This is a genomic window from Corallococcus sp. CA054B, from assembly GCF_003611625.1.
Classification (GTDB): Bacteria; Myxococcota; Myxococcia; order Myxococcales; family Myxococcaceae; genus Corallococcus; species Corallococcus coralloides.
Genome location: NZ_RAVY01000013.1, coordinates 26,309 through 40,825 on the forward strand (window position 1 = coordinate 26,309; position 14,517 = coordinate 40,825).

The 14,517-nt window shown below is 70.5% G+C and carries 17 protein-coding genes; 8 read left to right on the forward strand and 9 right to left on the reverse strand.

All coding sequences use genetic code 11. From position 1 onward, the window contains the following. Positions 1–8 precede the first annotated feature (8 nt). Positions 9–596 carry an NYN domain-containing protein gene (locus D7V80_RS05500; RefSeq protein ID WP_120587154.1) on the reverse strand — a complete coding sequence of 196 codons (588 nt, stop codon included), beginning with the start codon at positions 594–596 and terminating at the stop codon, positions 9–11. A gap of 39 nt (positions 597–635) precedes the next feature. Then, positions 636–1,523, reverse strand: coding sequence for a LysR family transcriptional regulator (locus D7V80_RS05505; RefSeq protein WP_120587155.1), 888 nt, complete (start codon positions 1,521–1,523; stop codon positions 636–638). 113 nt (positions 1,524–1,636) lie between these two features. Here D7V80_RS05505 and D7V80_RS05510 point away from each other — a divergent pair, with 113 nt between their 5' ends. Continuing rightward, the gene (locus tag D7V80_RS05510) at positions 1,637–2,569 is read left to right on the forward strand and encodes an MBL fold metallo-hydrolase (protein WP_120587196.1); all 933 of its coding nucleotides are present in this window, start codon (positions 1,637–1,639) and stop codon (positions 2,567–2,569) included. Here D7V80_RS05510 and D7V80_RS05515 read toward each other — a convergent pair. Next, the gene (locus tag D7V80_RS05515; protein WP_120587156.1) at positions 2,502–3,515 is read right to left on the reverse strand and encodes a GlxA family transcriptional regulator; all 1,014 of its coding nucleotides are present in this window, start codon (positions 3,513–3,515) and stop codon (positions 2,502–2,504) included. The genes D7V80_RS05510 and D7V80_RS05515 overlap by 68 nt on opposite strands. A gap of 164 nt (positions 3,516–3,679) precedes the next feature. Here D7V80_RS05515 and D7V80_RS05520 point away from each other — a divergent pair, with 164 nt between their 5' ends. Continuing rightward, positions 3,680–4,048, forward strand: a complete 369-nt coding sequence (locus tag D7V80_RS05520) for a hypothetical protein (protein ID WP_120587157.1) — start codon at positions 3,680–3,682, stop codon at positions 4,046–4,048. After that, positions 4,045–4,374, forward strand: a complete 330-nt coding sequence (locus D7V80_RS05525; protein WP_120587158.1) for a DUF3817 domain-containing protein — start codon at positions 4,045–4,047, stop codon at positions 4,372–4,374. The genes D7V80_RS05520 and D7V80_RS05525 overlap by 4 nt, the downstream gene beginning before the upstream one ends. Here the strand turns inward: D7V80_RS05525 and D7V80_RS05530 are convergent. The 4 genes from D7V80_RS05530 to D7V80_RS05545 all read right to left on the reverse strand — a co-directional run bounded on the left by D7V80_RS05530 (position 4,361) and on the right by D7V80_RS05545 (position 7,916). Further along, on the reverse strand, positions 4,361–4,591 hold the full coding sequence (locus D7V80_RS05530; protein WP_233585153.1) for a hypothetical protein: 231 nt from the start codon (positions 4,589–4,591) through the stop codon (positions 4,361–4,363). The two genes, D7V80_RS05525 and D7V80_RS05530, sit on opposite strands and share 14 nt — an antisense overlap. 34 nt (positions 4,592–4,625) lie before the next feature. Beyond that, the gene (locus tag D7V80_RS42155; protein WP_199738390.1) at positions 4,626–5,447 is read right to left on the reverse strand and encodes a hypothetical protein; all 822 of its coding nucleotides are present in this window, start codon (positions 5,445–5,447) and stop codon (positions 4,626–4,628) included. 591 nt (positions 5,448–6,038) lie between these two features. Continuing rightward, the gene (locus tag D7V80_RS05540) at positions 6,039–7,421 is read right to left on the reverse strand and encodes a hypothetical protein (protein ID WP_147446994.1); all 1,383 of its coding nucleotides are present in this window, start codon (positions 7,419–7,421) and stop codon (positions 6,039–6,041) included. Between the two features lie 87 nt (positions 7,422–7,508). Continuing rightward, complete coding sequence (locus D7V80_RS05545; RefSeq protein ID WP_120587160.1) at positions 7,509–7,916, reverse strand: MarR family winged helix-turn-helix transcriptional regulator; 408 nt, start codon at positions 7,914–7,916, stop codon at positions 7,509–7,511. Positions 7,917–8,010: 94 nt separating this feature from the next. Between D7V80_RS05545 and D7V80_RS05550 the strand changes: the two genes are divergently transcribed. Beyond that, positions 8,011–9,096, forward strand: coding sequence for an aldo/keto reductase (locus tag D7V80_RS05550; RefSeq protein WP_120587161.1), 1,086 nt, complete (start codon positions 8,011–8,013; stop codon positions 9,094–9,096). 6 nt (positions 9,097–9,102) lie between these two features. Here the strand turns inward: D7V80_RS05550 and D7V80_RS05555 are convergent, their stop codons facing one another. Further along, the gene (locus tag D7V80_RS05555; RefSeq protein ID WP_120587162.1) at positions 9,103–10,023 is read right to left on the reverse strand and encodes a LysR family transcriptional regulator; all 921 of its coding nucleotides are present in this window, start codon (positions 10,021–10,023) and stop codon (positions 9,103–9,105) included. A 93-nt stretch (positions 10,024–10,116) separates the two neighbouring features. On the opposite strand from D7V80_RS05555, the gene D7V80_RS05560 reads away from it, so the two are divergent. From D7V80_RS05560 to D7V80_RS05570, 3 genes are read left to right on the forward strand one after another with little or no spacing between them, the layout of a single operon-like run. Then, a complete protein-coding gene (locus D7V80_RS05560) occupies positions 10,117–11,001 on the forward strand; it encodes an NAD-dependent epimerase/dehydratase family protein (RefSeq protein ID WP_120587163.1) in 885 nt (294 codons plus the stop codon). 54 nt (positions 11,002–11,055) lie between these two features. After that, positions 11,056–12,492 (forward strand): hypothetical protein, encoded by a 1,437-nt coding sequence (locus D7V80_RS05565; protein ID WP_233585154.1) that lies wholly within the window; start codon positions 11,056–11,058, stop codon positions 12,490–12,492. 37 nt (positions 12,493–12,529) lie between these two features. Continuing rightward, positions 12,530–13,150 carry a hypothetical protein gene (locus D7V80_RS05570; protein ID WP_120587165.1) on the forward strand — a complete coding sequence of 207 codons (621 nt, stop codon included), beginning with the start codon at positions 12,530–12,532 and terminating at the stop codon, positions 13,148–13,150. Here D7V80_RS05570 and D7V80_RS05575 read toward each other — a convergent pair. Next, complete coding sequence (locus D7V80_RS05575; RefSeq protein ID WP_233585155.1) at positions 13,131–13,781, reverse strand: hypothetical protein; 651 nt, start codon at positions 13,779–13,781, stop codon at positions 13,131–13,133. The genes D7V80_RS05570 and D7V80_RS05575 overlap by 20 nt on opposite strands. Between D7V80_RS05575 and D7V80_RS05580 the strand changes: the two genes are divergently transcribed. Continuing rightward, a complete protein-coding gene (locus D7V80_RS05580) occupies positions 13,780–14,514 on the forward strand; it encodes a hypothetical protein (RefSeq protein ID WP_120587167.1) in 735 nt (244 codons plus the stop codon). The two genes, D7V80_RS05575 and D7V80_RS05580, sit on opposite strands and share 2 nt — an antisense overlap. Positions 14,515–14,517: the final 3 nt, after the last annotated feature.

Sequence of the window (14,517 nt, forward strand, 5' to 3'; positions counted from 1 at the left end):
AACCGCGGCTAGACGAACAGCGAAGGATCGAACTCGTCCACGTTGACCGGCAGCAGCCGAGGGAGGGGGCGCTGGAACACGCGGGCGTTGAGCTCCAGGTCGACGACCTTCAGGCCCATCGGAGTGAGCTCGCGGAATTTCTGGCTCACGTACTCGCGCAGGCCGAGCACGGCGACCTGGCGCTTCTCCTCCAGCAGGGGCTTGAGCGCCTCCGCGAAGTCCGCGCCGTCGTGGCTGGCCAGGCCCACCGCCGCCTGCGGGCGCTGGGTGCGGATGTTCTCCAGCAGCTTGAGGATGCCCAGGTCCACGACCTTCTGGTCCGGACGGCCGTGCAGGAGCGCCACCTCACAGCCCGCGGACTTCAGCGCGCGCACGAAGCCAATCATCGCGTCCGGCAGCTGCTCGCCGCGCGCGTTGAGCACCACCACGCAGCGCACCGGCTTGGGGAAGTAGGTGTCGCAGAAGGCGACCAGCCGGTCGAACTGCACCCGGTCCTGGGGCTCGGGCTTGCGCCCGACGATGTTGGAGACGGCCCAGTCGACGTTCTCGGCGTCGATGAGGACGTAGGATGCTGCGGCGGGGCGGACGGATTGCATGGCGGGGACAATACGCGGGGTTCCGGCCGTTGGGGGTTTTCATCGACCCAGGCGAATTCGTTGGAACTCCTCCAACAACAGCTCCGACACGCGTCGCACGCGGGGAATGTCCAGCGCGGACTTCGCGCACACCAGGTGGGTCTGGCTCCGGGAGAAGGGCCCCAGGTCCAGCTCCAGCGGCACCAGCTGCGTGGGGCGGGTGAAGCGGTGCTCCATGCGCGCCATCACCATCGCGCCCAGGCCCGCCTCCGCCGCCGAGAGCATCACCAGGTAGTGGTCCGCCGTGAATGACGGACTGAAGCCGGGGATCATCGACTCCAGCTGGGGGTTGGGCGGGACGGCTTCGAAGGGAGGCGCCCAGGCCACCCAGGGCAGCTGCTGGAGCGTCACCTTCTTTGGCAGCCGGGCCTTGAGGGCCTTGGACACGAAGACGGCGTTGGGGACCTCCAGCGTGTCCACGAGCTTCAGGTCCGCGCTGGTGGGAGGCCGTCCGCGCAGCGCGAGGTCCGCCTCGCCGCGTCCCAGGTCCAGGTACTGAATCTGGGATTGCACCTCCAGGCGCAGGCCCGGGTGCTTCTGGGAGACGAAGGCGGCGAAGGGGGCCACGAAGTCGAAGCTCATGTAGGGCGTGGCCGTCACGCGCACGATGCCCCGGGGCGAGCTGTCCGCGGACTCCGCCGCGCGGTGCAGCTCTCCGGCCCACTCCGCCATCTTCTTCGCGGGCACGAGCAGCCGCTCTCCCGCCGCCGTGAGCGCCGCGCCATCCACGCTCCGGCGGAACAGCGCCGAGCCCACCGCGTACTCCAGCGCTGCCAGCCGCCGGCTCACCGTGGGCTGTCCGATGCGCAGCCGCCGCGCGGCCCCGCTGAAGCTGCCCGTCTCCGCGATGGCGAGGAACAGCCGGGCGTCATCCCAGGAGATATCCATGAATGGATGGCATCATGCCGTTTTCGCGGATTTCCATCCACGGGCGCATCTCGCATCTTGCCGCCTGTCCCGAACGCCCGGTGCCTCGCGCCGGAAGGAAGAAGGAGTCCGCCATGAAGTCCTCCCTGCTCGCGCTCTGCCTCGGTATCGCTGGGTTCACCACCGGCTGCGCCACGTCCTCGCACGCCGTCCAGAAGTCCGCGCTCGGCGTGACGCGGCCGGCGGACGCGGTGCTGGCGGAGCTGGACGTGCCCGGGCCGGTGGAGCTGGAGACGGTCACCTCGTGCGACTGGGCGGTGGACCGAAGTGGCCTCATCAACCTGGACCACCCGACGGCGAAGGCAGCGCGGTTGGAGGACGGGGACGAGCCCGTGCAGGTCTTCTTCCACGCGCTGCGCCACCCGACGAAGGGGATGTACATCGTGGACACCGGCGTGGAGACGGCGCTGCGGGACGCGCCGGAGCGCTCGGCGCTGGGCGGCATCATCACGAGCGCGATGCACATGGAGAAGATGAAGGTGCTGGCGCCGCTGGGCGAGTGGCTGGCGAAGCAGCCCCAGCCGCTCTCCGGCGTCTTCCTCACGCACCTGCACCCGGATCACATCAGCGGCATGGCGGACGCGCCGGCGGGGACGCCCGTCTACACCGGCCCGGGCGAGGCGGGCCTGCGCGCCTTCCGGAACCTGGTGGTGCAGGGCGCCACGGACCGCGCGCTGGAGGGCAAGCCGGCGCTGTCGGAGTGGAACTACACGGCCGACCCGAAGGGCCTCTTCGACGGCGCGGTGGACATCTTCGGGGACGGCTCCGTGTGGGCGCTCTGGGTGCCGGGGCACACTCCGGGCAGCACCGCGTACCTCGTGCGCTCCACGAAGGGGCCGGTGCTGCTGTTGGGCGACGCCAGCCACACGCGCTGGGGCTGGGAGCACGACGTGGAGCCGGGCACCTTCACGGAGGATGGGCCGCGCGGCGTGGAGAGCTTCAAGAAGCTGCGCGCCTTCGTCGCGGCGCACCCGCGGGTGGAGGTGCGCTTCGGCCACCAGCACTGAGGCGTGCTCCTCCCCGGAACGCACGGCGGTAGGCGAGGGGGCTGGTGGTGACGAAGCGTTGGAAGTGTTCGCGGAACGTGGTGGGCGAATGGAAGCCCACTTCTGCCGCGACGGCCTCCACGGACTGGCCGGTGGTCTCCAGCAGGTGCTGGGCGCGGCGCACGCGGGCGCGCAGGAGCCACTGGAGCGGCGTGGTGCCGGTCTGTTCCCGGAAGCGGCGGCTCAAGGTGCGCTCGCTCATCGCCGCCTTCCGGGCGAGGGCCGGGAGCGTGAGCGGGCGGTGCAGGTGGTCCTCCATCCAGCGCAGGAGCGGCTCCAGCGACGCGCCTTCCGGTGAAGGCGGTGCGTGGGTGATGAACTGGGACTGGCCGCCGTCGCGCTCCAGCGGCATCACGGCCAGCCGCGCCGCGTCCGCCGCCACGGCGGAGCCATGGTCGCGCCGCACCAGGTGCAGGCACAGGTCCAGGCCCGCCGCCGCGCCCGCGGAGGTGAGCAGCTGGCCGTTGTCGACGTAGAGGACGTTCGGGTCCACCTGGATGAGGGGATGGCGCCGGGCCAGCTCCTCCGTGCCCAGCCAGTGGGTGGTGGCGCGCAGCCCGTCGAGCAGCCCGCTCGCGGCCAGGATGAAGGCCCCGGAGCAGATGGACGCGATGCGCGTTCCCCGGCGGGCCGCCGCGCGCAGTGCCTTCAGGAGCTGGGGTGGAAAGGGTGCGGAGACATCCGCGATGCCCGGCAGGACGATGGTGTCCGCGCGGGCCAGCACGCCCAGGCCGTGCTGCATCTTCACCCGGAACGCGCCCGCGTGGACCTCGGGCGTCACGCCGCAGACGCGGACCGCGTAGCCCGCGCCGCCGCCCGGCAGCCGCACGCGGCCGAAGACCTCGGTGGGAATCGAGAGGTCGAAGGGCACCACTCCCTCCAGCGCGACGATGGCCACGGTGTGCATGGCGGGAAGATGCCAGGGCAGGGGTGTTCCCGCCAGCCAGGGGGCCGTGGCGGGAAGTCGTCGAAAGATGGCGTTTCCGCCACTCACGGTGGAGGCGGGGGCCGTGTCATACGGACGGGGCTTCGTGGCGATGGCCGCCACTGCGTGTCGGGGACGTGTGACGGGTGTTGATCTACCGCTTGCTGCTCCTGCTGAAGTTCGTGGGTGTGGTGCTCTACGGCGGCGGGCTCGTGGGGGCGCTGGCCGCGACGGAGTCCCGGGACCGCAAGCGCGCGGTGCACGCCATCGCGTCACCGGGGTTGGTGGTGACATGGACGGCGGGCTACCTGCTCACGCTCCAGTTCAACATCGCGTTGACGGAGGCGTGGGTTTTGGGCGGGCTGACGCTGTCACTGGTGTCGCAGCTGGCGTTGGTGGCCATGGCGACCCGAGGGCAGCGCACGGTGGCGGGGGCGCTTTGGGCGGCCGTGCCGTTCTTCTGCGTGCTGGTGCTGATGGTCTTCCGGCCGCGCTGGCCGTGGGTGGACACATGAATGCGCTGAGACAGCTGCGGTGGGTGGCCTTCCTGGAGGGGATGTCCTTCCTGGGGCTGCTCTTCATCGCGATGCCCGTGAAGTACCTGTTGGATCAGCCCCTAGCGGTGCGGATTACAGGCAGCGTCCACGGGCTGCTGTTCCTGCTCTTCATGTCGTCCCTGTTCCGCGCGGCGTCCGAGCACGGCTGGACGGCGCGCCGTTCGCTCGCGGTGTTCGGTGCGTCGCTGGTGCCGTTCGGGAACTTTGTGCTGGACCGCTCGCTGCGGCGGGAGGAGCAGGAGCAGGGGCGAAGTCGCCCTGCCGATGAGCTCACTCCGAATTGAGCTTCAGTCGCATGTCGACAGCGCCCTGCCGCGCCTTCTGCACGGCGAGCAACCAGTCCGCCCAAACGGCGGGGTCCGCGGGAGTGCCGTCATCGAGCAGGGACATGCTCCCCAGCAGTCCGCCGAGTTCGTCCGAAGGAGTCAGCGCGTACAGCCCCTTGAGGTATTCGTACATCGCTGCGTAGGCCTCTTTAATCGTGAGCACGTCTTTCATCATGGCCTCAGGGGCGGGTGGGAGCGGAGAGTCCCATCTAGGTGTTGTAGTCGCGCGCCACCGGGTTCAGTCCACCGTTGATGATCTCTCCTTTTCGGACCTGGACCCAGAGTTGAGTGCCATCCGGATTGAGTCTCGCGGACCACATGTTGCCGAACCGGTCGGTTCCAATCCTCGCGGATTCATCCGCCGCCAGTTCCTGGAGCAGTCGCCGGTTGCTGGGGGTATCCGGGAGATGCCCAGGCGCCGAGCGGAAGATGTGCTTCGCCCTTCCTTCTGGAATGCCGATGCGAATCAGGGAAGTGCCACCCGGGGGCGCGTCCCGCGCGCTCATTGCTACTGCATTGGGGGCAAGAGTGAGCGTGACAGCCGAGGCACCTACCGAAACCGCCGTTACGTCTCCCACTGCCGTGAGCACTACTCCCATCTGGGTCTCCGCCTGCAGGGCCGCCTGTGCGGAGCCGGGGAGCCTGGGGACCCTCGTCGCCAATGAGGGGGCCGTGGAGCCGATCGCCGCCGTGGTGAGCATGGCGAAGGCTCGTGCTGCGTTGCGGCCCATGACCTTGCCGTAACGTTCCCCTGCTTCCCGCAGTGCTCCGAAGGTGGTGGCCCGGTCCGCGGCTTCCACCAGTTGCTTGAAGCCCACGATGAGGTTCCAGAAGGTGTCGACGCCCACGTAGGCGATGAGCGTGGCGGTCATCACCGCCGCGACCCCCTTGGAAAGGGGCTCTGGCACCGAGAGCAGGATGAGATACGTGGTCCAGGTCCATAGGACGGTTGTCAGCACCGCCTGCGGATCGGCCATGTCCCTGAATGCATCCTGCAACTCCTCCAGGACGACACCCTGGGCGAGTGCCATGGCCAGTGCATAGCGCCCATCCCCAGTGACCGTGGGGCCTTCCACCAGTAGTCGCAGACAGTCGCCAGGTCTGCCTGTGCGTTCGCACCAGTGCAGGTAGGCGCGCGTCAGGTCTGCGTCCGAAGCAGACGCGTACTCCTCCGAGTTTTCGCCTGGGCCGAGCGGTGTGATGCGACGGCTCCTCGGGTCGAACAGGTATGACCCGCTGCGCGGCTCCACCTGCCACAGGCGTCGGGCTGCTTCCTGGGGCTGATTTGAGGGCCTTACGGAACGAGCCAGTTTCTCCACGGCTCTGACGAAGTCATGCGTGTCCACCCGCACTGGCGCGTCAGCCGCGCGCGGAAGGAACCTGACGGACGGCCCATCACCTGTGTCCAGTCGCACCGTGCGAGAGGCACCACTGCATCCGGCGATGGCCAGGAGCAGAAGCGGTAACGACCAATGGATCCGCATGCGGAGCCCCCCGGGAACACATCCGTTCCCGTGAGGCTCCTACAGTCAAATGGACCCTGTGAAGCCGTGCACGGACGGAGGACTCCGCCACCTGACACCGGGGCCACGTCCGTATGGACGCGGCCTCGGGTGCCACACCTACCGCAGCCGGAACGAGCCCTCGGCGATGATCAGCAGCTCCACTCCGGTGGTGGCCTTGGGGCCGAAGGCCGTCAGGGTGGCGGTGGCACCTCCGCGCACCGCGGCGTCATAGGTGGAGAAGGCGTTGACCACCGCGTCCGAGAGCACCGTGGCGGACGCCTTGCCGGACTGTTCCAGCACCGTGCCCAGCGTGGCTTCCAGCGTCGCGCCCGCCTGCGCTCCCGTATGCACCGCCGAGTCGAACGCGAGCTGGTTGCTGCTTGTCACCCCCAGCTGCGCTCCCATCACTGACGTGCTGCCGCCGGTGGCGAGCTGAGCGTTGTAGTTCGCCCAGGCCGTCGCGGCGGCGCTGGCCGACGTGGCGGATGAGAGGTTCGCGCGCAGCGACGTGGCGGCGGTGTTCGCCTGCTGCACCGTCAGGTCGGTGGCGCTCGCGCCCTGGAGCAGCGCCTTCACGGCGGCCTCGGTGGCCCGGGCCTCCAACGCGGCGGCGGCCCGCATCGACGCGTCCGCGACCGCGGTCCCCGCTCCCGACGACAGCCGCGCATCCACCGCCATGCGATAGGCCACGCTGGCCTCGCGCTCCGCCTGCTGGTCTTGCGCGTCGTTCGCCTGGGGCGTGGCCGCGCGTACCGCCGCGAAGAACGTGTCGTAGGCACCCGCCGCGGACTGTCCACCGGCATCCAGCGCCGCGTCCAGCTGCGCGGACGCATCCAATGACGCGCTGAAGAGCTGCTCCTGCGTGACGGCCACTCCGGCCCGGGTGTACGCCTTGATCCGCGTCGCCTGCGCCACGCGCACCGCCGCGGCGAGCGCCTCCACGGACTCGGTCGCAGTCTCCTTGAGCTGCCCCCGGACCGCCGCCGCCTGCTCCGCGTTCAGCCGCGCGCGCAGGTCCACCGTGTCCACGCTGTTCGCCGCGTCCCCGTCCCGTGCCATCTGGACGAAGACCTCCGCCTCCAGCGAGGACTCACTGGTGATGGGCGGGGCCGTGCGCACCTCCTGACCGGACTGCGGCGTCGTGGAGTCCAGCACCGCGGAGCCCACCGTGAGACCCGCCCGGTTCACCGCCTCGATGACCAGCCGCTGCCCCGCGTCGTCCAGCTCCAGCGTGTAGCTGCCATCCGCCGCGACGTCGGCCTCCGCCAGCGTGGCCAGGTCACCGGACGCCACCACGCGGCTGATCCGCACCGTGGCCGCCGCCGAAACCGTCCCGTCCCCGGCCAGCGCGGGCGCACCGTCGATGAGCCCCTGCGACTGCTGACCGCCTCCGTTGGTGACGTGGCCCCGGACCTTCACCTTGTCGCCGCCGCCACAGGCCGCGAGCATCCAGCACACCAGTGCACCCAGAACCACTTCACCCGCGCGACGCGTCTGCATGTGTGGGGAACTCCCGGCCGTGCGGAAACCGCCTCGGCGTCATGGCCTGAATTACGCCCCAGGGGATCGGCTGGATTCAAGCCGCCGTCAGCTCATCTTCTCCAGCAGGCTCCGGAGCTCCGCCTGCTCCGCCGCGCTCAAGCGGCCGAGCCTCGCGCCGAACGCCTCCGACAGCATCGCGAGCCCCTTCGCCGTCACCTTGCGACCCGCCGGGGTCACCTGCAGCCGGTGCCGCCGCAGGTCCTCGGCGTCGAGCTCCCTGCGCAGGAAGCCCGCCGCCTCCAGCCGCTTCACGTACACCGTGATCGTCGGCTTCGGCATGCTCAGGGTCGCCGCCAGCTCGGCCGGGTAGGGGTGCTCCTCCACCTGCGACAGCACGAACAGCTCCTTCGTGTCCAACCCCAGCCCGCTGATGTCAGGGGAGACCCCCGCGATGACCGACATCAACAGGTTGTAGTTCAGCGACCAGATCTTCGCCGGGTCGATCTTCGACATGGGCCCTTGCGCGGAAATTGGTACAAAATTAAATCAATTCAAGGCTGAACCAATTCGGCCTCCCTGAAACGGTAACACAACCCCAGGAGACCCCATGCCTCTCGACCACTACGTCACGCTCGGCCGCTCCGGCCTGCGCGTGAGCCCGCTGTGCCTTGGTGCGATGACGTTCGGTGAAGACCTCGGCTGGGGCACCAGCGTGAAGGAGTCCGAGCAGATCATCGACCGGTTCATCGAACTGGGCGGCAACTTCATCGACACCGCGAACTTCTACACGAAGAGCCATTCCGAGAAGATCATCGGCGACCACGTCGGCAAGCACGCTGCCCGGCGCGACCGCCTGGTCATCGCCACGAAGTTCAGCGGGAACCTCTACCCCGGCGACCCGAACGGGGGCGGCTCCGGCCGCAAGTCCATCATTTCTGCGTGCGAGAACTCGCTCCGCCGCCTGCAGACCGACTACATCGACCTCTACTGGCTGCACAACTGGGACAAGCACACGCCCATGGACGAGACGATGGCCGCGCTGGAAGACCTGGTCCGGGCCGGCAAGGTCCGCTACCTCGGCGTCTCCGACACGCCTGCCTGGAAGGTCGTCGAGGCCAACGTCACCGCGCGCTTCCGGGGCTGGTCAGCCTTCATCGGGTTGCAGATTGAGTACTCGCTGCTGGAGCGCAGCGTGGAGCAGGAGCTCGTTCCCATGGCCCTGGAGCACGGGCTGGGCATCACCCCCTGGTCCCCGCTCAAGAGCGGCGCGCTCAGCGGCAAGTACACCCGCAAGAACGCGGGCCAGCTGAAGGGAGACCGCGGCGCCTTCCTCGAGCCCTTCCTGAACGAGAAGACCTATACCGTCGTCGACGCGCTGGAGGCCATCGCGCGGGCGCATGAGAGCACCCCGGCGCGCGTGGCGCTGGCCTGGGTCATGGCGAAGCCGGGCGTGGGCTCGACCATCATCGGCGCGCGGCGGATCTCGCAGCTCGAGGACAACGTGAAGGCCGCCGACGTGAAGCTCACGGCCGAGGAGATGGCCCGGCTGGACGAGCTCACGAAGCCCGCGTTCGGGTTCCCGCAGAGCATGGAGCCCATGTTCCCCTCCATCCACAACGGAGGGACGTCGGTGAACGGCGTCCAGATGCCGGCCTCCGGCTTCGGCGTGCAGAAGGGCGACAAGGTCTACTGACCCCCGTCACCGGCGGGGCCGGGGCTTCGTGCCCGGCCTCGCCTCCTCGCGCGCGAACGCGTCCGCCACGAAGTCCACGAACACGCGGACGCGGGGCGACAGGTGCCGGCGCTCCGGATAGACGACGAACACGTCGGGCCCCGGCGAGTGCACCTCGCCGAGCACGGCGCGCAGCCGTCCGGAGGCCAGCGCCTGCGTGGCGACGAACTCCGGGAGGCGCGCGATGCCCATGCCCTCCTGCGCCAACGTCAGCAGCGCTTCGTTGTTGTCGGACGCGAAGGGGCCGGGCACTTCCACCTCCTTGCCATCCAGTCGCCACGAGACGCGCTGCCCGCCGCGCAGGTAGGCCAGACACGCATGGCGCTGGAGGTCCGCCACCTTCCGGGGCGTGCCGTGCCGGCGCAGGTACGCGGGCGAGGCGCAGATGACGGCGCGAGATTCTCCCAGCCGCCGCCGCACGAGCCGCGTGTCCGCGCTCTCTCCCATGCGAAGCCCCACGTCCACGCGCTCCTCCACCAGGTCGATGAAGCGGTCCGTGAGCCCCAGCGCGCACTGGATCTGGGGATACGCGGCGAGAAACGCCGGCAGCCGTGGCACCAGCCAGTGACGGCCCAGGTCCATGGGCGCGGTGACATGCAGCGGGCCGCGAGGCCCCTTCGACTCGCGCAGCTCGCCCTGCGCCGCCTCCAGCTCCGCCACGATGCGCTGGCCCCGCTCGAAGAGGGACAGCCCCTCCGGTGTCGGCTGGAGCCGCCGGGTGCCGCGCTGGAGGAGCAGCACCCCCAGCCGGCCCTCCAGGCGGGCCACCGTCTTGCTGACCGCGGAAGGGGACACGCCGAGCGCCTGGGCCGCCGCGCTGAAGCTGCCCGTCTCGAGCGTCCGCACGAAGGCGCCCAGCCCGGCGAGCGGCTCCTGGATGAGGGTCATTCAAGAACTCTAGGAACAGGACATGTGCCCGACAAGCCACTACCCGTCCACGGGGGAACACTGCACGTTCCCTCCCATTCACGGGAGCGGATCATGAAAGTCTTCGTGTTGGGCGCGACGGGGTACATCGGCGGGTCGGTGGCGGCGCGGTTGATGGCGGCGGGACACCAGGTGGTGGGCACCGCCCGGACGCAGGACAAGGCGCGGGAGCTGGAGGCGCGCGGCATCCAGGCGACGGTCGCGTCGTTCGACGACCTGGACGCGCTCGCGCGGCTGGCGAAGGAAGCCGACGCGGTCATCAACGCGGCGTCCGCGGACGAGCGCAAGGTGGTGGAGGCGCTGCTCGCCGCGCTGAAAGGCTCCGGCAAGCACTTCATCCACACCAGCGGCTCCAGCATCGTCGCCACCGACGCGGGCGGCGAGCTGACCGCCGGGGTGCACGACGAGGACACGCCCATCGAGCCCGTGCCGGAGAAGGTGGCGCGCATCTCGCTGGACAAGACGGTGCTGGACGCCGCGAAGGACGGCATCCACACGAACGTCATCTGCCCGTGCCTCATCTACGGCAAGGGCCTGGGGCTGAACCCGGACAGCGTGCAGCTGCCGCCGCTCATCCAATACGCGCGCGAGACGGGCACGGCGCGCTACATCGGCAAGGGGGAGAACGTCTGGTCCAACGTGCACATCGAGGACCTGGCGGACCTGTACCTCCTGGTGCTGGAGCGCGCGCCGGCCGGGACGTTCTATTTCGCGGAGAACGGCGAGGCGAACTTCCGCGACGTGGTGACGGCCATTGGCAAGAGCCTCCACCTGCCCGTGGGCAGCGTGCCGCTTCAGGAAGGGGAGAAGCGCTGGGGCGTGGAGCTGGGGCGGCTGGCGCTCGCGTCCAACAGCCGCATCCGCGCGAAGCGGGCCCGCGCGCTGGGCTGGAAGCCCCACCGGCCCTCCGTGTTCGACGTGCTCGCGGAGCTGAAGTAGCCGCGCGCGAAAGGGGACCTCCTCGCGCCAGGATGCGGGGCTGGGGTCGTATGCATGGCGACACCGTCTTCCCGCGAGGCCGTGATGCCACCCGTCCCACCCTGGTCCTGGTTCTCCGCGCTGCTCCTGGGGGCGCTCTGCGCCTGCGGCACCCCTGTCCCCGAGCCGGCCCCTCCCGGGGACCCGCCCTTGAGTGAGCAGATGGATCCCGCCCTGGCCGCGCGGCTCCAGGCGGCGCGCGAGGCGGTGCTGGCGGACACATGCTTCCGGGAGCGGCCGGGCGGGGACGGGTGTGAGTGGGGCGACTTCCCCTTCGACCCTGGCGCGTTCGCGATGCGCCACGACAGCGGCGAGGCCATCCTCGTCATCGACGACTTCCCCACGCTGCCGCTCCGGACGCTGCGCTACCAGAACCGCCTCCGGGGGTACTTCCGAGTGGACGGGCAGGGACGGCTGACGCCGGTTTCCTTCTCCTGGCGGCTCCCCGTCACGCTCTACCGGGTGCTCCAGTCCTTCGCGTCGCCGGACTTCATCCCCGCGGAGCAGCTGCGCTCGCTGGAGCCGCTGCTCTCGGAGACGTACCCCGACCAGGCCAACGACAGCGCGGGCCATGGCAGCTTCGTGTTCTCGGTGCTGGTGGAGACCAATCCGCACCAGTCCCTGGTCCTGCTGGACACGTTGCGCTTCCAGACCTTCGCGGCCGAGGAGTTCTGCGACACCTCCGGGACGCCTGCGTCCTTCGAGCGCCTCCGGGCAAAGGCCTCGGTCGTCGCGGACGGGCTGCGCACCCTGATGGCGGAGCACGGCGTGCGCTACGTCAACCTGAGCTCGGGCGTGACGCTGGCCTCGGTGCGCGAGGACTGGCTGGCGTCCTGCCAGGGGCCCCTCCCCGACGACTCCGTGCTGCGCGGGAAGCTGGCGGCCTATACGCCCATCTATGCCGCGCTCTTCCACACGCCGGGCGTCTTCACGGCCCAGGCCGCCATCGACGCCGTCAGCCCGGAGGAGAACCCCTTCGACTTCGCGTCGGAGCTGTTTCCCAACCGGCTGCGGGTGGGGTTCTTCTCGGTGCTCGAGTCCGGCCTGGACGCGGAGGGCCGGGGAGCGCATGCGTCCCTCGGCGGTTGGCCGGGGCAGGCCAACGCGGACGTGTATGTGAATACGGGCGTGCTGCCCCAGCGGCCCTTCGAGCACAACCGGACGCCGCTGCTCCAGGTGGATGCCTTTGGCGTGGACATCCTGCCCATCACCCGGGCCACCACGTCCTGGGTCGCGCCGCTGGCCCTCTCCCGGTTCATCCACGCGCGGTCCGCGCACTTCGAGGGGCAGGCGCTGTCGGACGCGCTGATCCGTCAGGTGATGGAACGGATGCTGCCGCCGCGCTGCGCGGACCTGCCCGGGGGCGTCTGCATCTACCAGGACCCGCTGCTGCATGGGCAGACGGAGGCGGTCCGGCTCGACTACCGCCGGCGGGAGTACACCGCGCCCTGAGTGCTCCCGGCGGGGCGCGATGGTGTAGGAAGACCTCGTGACGCCTCCAAGCCTCCCCACGCGCCCCGTCTCCACGGCCGCCTTCCAGGGCGTGACGCTGGCCTTCTTCACGGGCTGCGCCGCGTGGCTCGTTCGCGAGTCGCGGGAGCTGGGAGGCCGCCCCGGGATGATGGCGCTGGGCGTGGCGGTGGCCTCGGCGGGCCTTGCGCTCGTGGCGCTGGGCGCGCTCGTGGGGCTGCTGCGGAGCGGAAGACTCCTGGCGCTGCGCTCACGCGCGGAGATGGGCACCTACGCGCTGGTGCTCGCGACCATGGCCGTGCTGGCGCTGGTGGGCCTGCGGCTCTTCTCCTCGGAGGGGCGGCCCGCGCTCGCCACGTTCTGCCTGGGCGTCGCCGGGTGGCTCGCGGGGGTGGGCCTGCATGGCGTGCCCGCGCTGTTCCTGGGCCCCACGGGCTTCATCGATTCGCTGGGGCGGCGCACGCCGTTCTCCCGGCTGGAGTGGTTCACGTTCCAGCGGGAGAAGGGGGACCTGCCCCGCGTGCGCCTCCAGGCGGGGCACGGGACGCGGCTGCTGCTGGCCGCGCGGCTCGCGAGCGCGGACGAGGACGCGGTGCGGACCGCGCTCGTCGGAGCCGGCCTTACTTCCCGGCGGCGGTAGCGTCCTTCCACGGGTCTCCGCCCACGCCGAAGGCCTCCAGCTGGAAGGACTGCGTGCCGGAGACGCGCACCAGGCCCAGCACCGGGACGCTGGGAGACCACTGGGCGATGATGCCTCCCGCGTACGAGTACTCCGACACCGCCAGCTTCCTTCCGGCGATGTCCTCCGTCGTCTCCCGCAGCGGGTGGGGTCTCCGGTCGGCGCCCGGCTGGTTGAACGGCGCGGGCGTGTCTTTCGGCGGACGGCCGGGCACGCGCAGGCGCAGGAGCAGCACGCTCTTCGCGCTGAAGCGCTCGCCCTCCACCAGGAAGTCGAAGCCCACGCGTCCGGCGGCGGGCACGTCGAGCTCGATGATGACCCACCGGCCGCGCTTGCCCTCGTGGCGGCCGGCACCGCCCATCTTGATCACGAACTGTGGGGGCCCGTCCGGCGACATGTTCACGTAGCGCGCCCAGCCGCCTTCACGCCCGACGAGCGGCAGACCGAACAACGCATCCGGCGCGCTGTCCTGGGCCCGCGCGGGCAGGGCCCCCAGGCCCACGAGCAGCAACGCGAGCAGCGTCAGGAACCGTCCCATGTGTCCCCCGGACTTGTCCGGCGTGGAGCCCCGGACCGATAGTGCTGTTCCCATGCGCCGCCTCCTGTGTCCCGTGTGCACCGCCGTACTGCTCTCCGCCACGCCGGCCATGTCCGCCGCGCCCGACGCGGGCCTCGCTCCCGCCACGACGGTGGCCCCAGCCGACGCGGGGACGCCCGCCCCCGCGGATCCGCCCATCGCCCCCGAGCGCCTCGCGGAGGCGCGCGCCCTGGTGCCGCCCCTGCTGCTCTACGGCCAGTTCCAGCCCGTCGTGGGCACGTGGGTGGAATACACCGTCCGTTCGAAGCAGGTCACCTTCCCCGTGCGCGCGGCTGTCGTGGGTGAGACGCCGCGCGAACGCGACACGCTCTACCAGGTGGAGCTGGACTACCAGACGGCGCCCCGCGCCCTCCTCATCGCCTGGGTGGCTCGCGCGGGGACCGGCCGCGCCATGGTGGAGCGGCTGGCCATCACCGTGCCGCCCAACACCCCCGTCGCCATCCCGGTGGACCTCCTCGCGGACCACGCCGCGCTCCGGGGGACGCCCGTCCGCCAGCGCGACACCGATGTGCGCGCCGGCCCCTTCGCGGGCAAGGGCCGCGAGGAGACCTTCCGCCTGGAGTCCGGCCAGCAGATGACCGTGGTGACGGCGGCCCGGGTGCCCGTGTTCGGCGTGGAGTCCCTGCGCGACGCGGAGGTCACCTGGACGGCGCAGAAGAGCGGCACCGGGGCCCGGCCCTCGCTGGACTCCGTGCCACTGTCGCTGCCCCGGCTGCCCGTGCCCTGACCC

Coding starts and splice junctions, on each gene's coding strand:
- D7V80_RS05560 (WP_120587163.1), top strand. CDS start 10,117: ATGAAAGTCTTCGTGTTGGGCGCGACGGGGTACATCGGCGGGTCGGTG.
- D7V80_RS05545 (WP_120587160.1), bottom strand. CDS start 7,916: ATGTCGAAGATCGACCCGGCGAAGATCTGGTCGCTGAACTACAACCTG.
- D7V80_RS05500 (WP_120587154.1), bottom strand. CDS start 596: ATGCAATCCGTCCGCCCCGCCGCAGCATCCTACGTCCTCATCGACGCC.
- D7V80_RS05575 (WP_233585155.1), bottom strand. CDS start 13,781: ATGGGAACAGCACTATCGGTCCGGGGCTCCACGCCGGACAAGTCCGGG.
- D7V80_RS05510 (WP_120587196.1), top strand. CDS start 1,637: ATGAAGTCCTCCCTGCTCGCGCTCTGCCTCGGTATCGCTGGGTTCACC.
- D7V80_RS05550 (WP_120587161.1), top strand. CDS start 8,011: ATGCCTCTCGACCACTACGTCACGCTCGGCCGCTCCGGCCTGCGCGTG.
- D7V80_RS05565 (WP_233585154.1), top strand. CDS start 11,056: ATGGCGACACCGTCTTCCCGCGAGGCCGTGATGCCACCCGTCCCACCC.
- D7V80_RS42155 (WP_199738390.1), bottom strand. CDS start 5,447: ATGGCACTCGCCCAGGGTGTCGTCCTGGAGGAGTTGCAGGATGCATTC.
- D7V80_RS05555 (WP_120587162.1), bottom strand. CDS start 10,023: ATGACCCTCATCCAGGAGCCGCTCGCCGGGCTGGGCGCCTTCGTGCGG.
- D7V80_RS05505 (WP_120587155.1), bottom strand. CDS start 1,523: ATGGATATCTCCTGGGATGACGCCCGGCTGTTCCTCGCCATCGCGGAG.
- D7V80_RS05580 (WP_120587167.1), top strand. CDS start 13,780: ATGCGCCGCCTCCTGTGTCCCGTGTGCACCGCCGTACTGCTCTCCGCC.
- D7V80_RS05530 (WP_233585153.1), bottom strand. CDS start 4,591: ATGATGAAAGACGTGCTCACGATTAAAGAGGCCTACGCAGCGATGTAC.
- D7V80_RS05525 (WP_120587158.1), top strand. CDS start 4,045: ATGAATGCGCTGAGACAGCTGCGGTGGGTGGCCTTCCTGGAGGGGATG.
- D7V80_RS05540 (WP_147446994.1), bottom strand. CDS start 7,421: ATGCAGACGCGTCGCGCGGGTGAAGTGGTTCTGGGTGCACTGGTGTGC.
- D7V80_RS05515 (WP_120587156.1), bottom strand. CDS start 3,515: ATGCACACCGTGGCCATCGTCGCGCTGGAGGGAGTGGTGCCCTTCGAC.